At 71.2% G+C, this 1,591-nt stretch carries 1 pseudogene; it reads right to left on the bottom strand.

Annotation, left to right across the window (positions count from 1 at the left end):
- Positions 1–10: 10 nt before the first annotated feature.
- Positions 11–1,464, bottom strand: a pseudogene (locus AB0M67_RS41585) (NF041680 family putative transposase).
- Between the last annotated feature and the right edge of the window lie 127 nt (positions 1,465–1,591).

The following is a 1,591-nucleotide window of genomic DNA, read 5'->3' as shown; positions in this document are numbered from 1 at the left end:
AGCTTGGCGTTTATCCTCGGCGGGCTTGGTGTTCCTTGATCGACTCGGCGCGTTTGACCGTCTTGCCGACGTCGTGGCGCCTGGCCCGGTGCTTGTTCTTCGAGCCGGGAGGCCGTCCGGGGCCCGGCTTGGACGGTTTCGGTGCGGCCGCCGGACGGGCCGCCGTCGCGTGGACGTTGCGAAACCCCCGGCGGACGCGGGCGGGGGTGAGGCAGCGGGGCTCGGCGGGTCGCTCCCAGGGACGGCGCAGGTCCTCGGTGAGGGGGCGGGCGAGGCGGAGCTGGGTGTGGGCGGCGATGATGAGCCAGGTCCACAGATCGGCGCTGTCGGCGTGGCGGACCTTCGGGGTCGTCCAGCCGAGGGTCTGTTTCATGAGCCTGAAGGTGTGCTCCAGATCGAATCTGCGGAGGAAGGACTGCCACCAGCGGTCCACGTCCGCCGGCGTTGCGGTGGTGGCCGAGCACCACAGCCATACCGGTTTCGGGTCGCGGTCGCCCGGCAGGCGCTCGACCTGCAGCCGCACCAACGTGCCGTGCAGGACGGGCAGTTCCTCGTGCGCGTGGTCCAGCCATGGGCCTCGGTGGGTGAGTCTGGGGTGCATCCGGTCCCAGGCCATCGCCTCGGCCTTGCCGTAGCGGGTGGTGTCCGTGCTGGTGGTGACGTCGGGTTGGTGCCAGCTGTCGGGCTTGGCGAAGGTGAGGACGCCGCCGTGCCGGCGGGGCCGCCCGCACTTCGGGCCGGAACGCGCGGGGCCTGGGTCGCGGAGCATGACCCGGTCCGAGCGCAGGCGCCCGAGCAGCACGACCGGCAGGTCGGCCAGGGCGTGGGCGAGGTAGGTGACGTCGTAGCCGGCGTCCATCACGATGAGGATCTCCAGGTCGCCCTGCCGCCAGTGCCCGGCTCGCGTCAACCGCTCGACGACGTCGCGCAGTTGGGCGGCGGTGGCGAGCGTCGCGTCGTCGGCGGGTCCCAGGCGCACGGCGTCCAGCAGGGCGACCCAGGAGGTGCGGCCGGACTCCAGCGCGGCAACGAAGGAGTACGGCCAGCCCGGCACGAACTGGTCCGTCTTGCGGTCGCCGCGTCCGTAGACGTGGCAGAACAGCCGGTCGTCGCTGGTCGGGGCATCGGGGCATCGGGGCGGAGCCAGTTGCTCACGTCCACGGCCAGCACGATCCGCCCGTCGGCCGCCTTCGGCAGCGGCAGGCCGGCCAGCGTGCGACGCAACCGTGTCGGCTCCAGCCAACCGCGGTCCAAAGCCGCGTACAGCGCGCCATGCCCACGGCGGTGCTCGACGGCCAGCGACAGCTCGACCAGGGTCTTCACCGGCCCGTCCGCGCACAACACCGCGTCCGTGAGCTCGAAGAGTGCGTCCTGGCGGGCGTAGAGGCATTCGTAGAACTCGACCCGAAAGCGGGACAGGATGCCCAACGCGCCGCCGGCGGGCGCATCGACCGGGAGACTCATACGCAGCGGCCGTTCTCTCGTGCTTCGTGACTCGACATCTCGAAGCGTGGAGAACGGCCGCCCCAGCTGTCCCGAGAAGAACCGCAGATCAGCAGGTCGGGTGACCAGCGAGGATAAACGCCAAGCT

Origin of the sequence: Streptomyces sp. NPDC051662 (assembly GCF_040681655.1) — a bacterium.
Taxonomy (GTDB): Bacteria; Actinomycetota; Actinomycetes; order Streptomycetales; family Streptomycetaceae; genus Streptomyces.
Note: the sequence above shows the minus strand (reverse complement) of the source record. Positions and strands in the feature narration are given on the sequence as shown.